This window comes from Pseudomonas sp. P5_B2 (genome assembly GCF_056400445.1).
This window is the reverse complement of record NZ_JBFULH010001197.1, coordinates 1-874: the sequence shown is the minus strand read 5'-3', so window position 1 is coordinate 874 and position 874 is coordinate 1. Positions and strand designations below refer to the sequence as shown.

The following is an 874-nucleotide window of genomic DNA, read 5'->3' as shown; positions in this document are numbered from 1 at the left end:
AGTTCGTTCTGCAAGAAGGCGCTGTTCTGAATTACGAATTAATCCCTACCGGCGATAAAAAATCCGTGTGCTTTTATGTGCATGACCTTGGCCGCTTGCGCTGTATGAATCACTAAGCCTCTGTTCCCAATCACCTCACGCGCATTCGATCAGGCATCAAAGCTTGATGCGCCTAGCGTCGCTAAATCGGACTCAAACAAAAAATAAGAATTACTAATTTGAGTCAGACGCCCCTCCCCTTCAAAATCTCTCATCTATAGTTCCGGAGCCGTGCCTGCTATCTGTCAGCACAACAACCGGCTCCCTGCTTCTCCAAACAACTTACAGGACAGCCTGTAGGTATGTTTCAGCTTCCTACTCTTTCCAGAAAATTTTAAATGGGGTGCCAGGTGAAAACCCATCTATTTTTGCGAGCCGTTAAAGCGATGATCACCAGGATCCTGGTAGCTCTGTCTCTGGCCGCGATATCCTTTCATTCGATGGCTCACAGTGAATACTCTATCGACAGCGCAGAAATCGAGGTTTACGAAATAGAGTTGAGCCCGAATGAGAAACTGAAATTGTCACATCTGAAAATCTACTCTGAAAATGAGACCCATGACGAGGAAGAGGCGAACGACCAAAGCCCCTCCCCCCCACAAAACACGACTAATGAGAGTCAGAGTTTCTCACTCATTGCACTTTGATAGTCATTTGTCCTGGCAGCCTGGGCTCGAGCAAACGCTGCTCCTTACGACATCTGCGCATAGACCGATCACTCCAAAAATATGAGTTTTTGACTTCAATAAGCCCCGTGGGAGCGTGACTATCCACAGGCCAAGCCGTGGCAGTGATGCGGCTGACACTATGCTCTGCCTGAAAAGCCATTCATAAG

General features: G+C 47.7%; 1 protein-coding gene. It reads left to right on the top strand.

The window, feature by feature from the left end; all coding sequences use genetic code 11:
• Positions 1 to 389 precede the first annotated feature (389 nt).
• The gene (locus AC1DRJ_RS30165) at positions 390 to 686 is read left to right on the top strand and encodes a hypothetical protein (RefSeq protein ID WP_477805336.1); all 297 of its coding nucleotides are present in this window, start codon (positions 390 to 392) and stop codon (positions 684 to 686) included.
• The last annotated feature ends 188 nt before the right edge of the window (positions 687 to 874 follow it).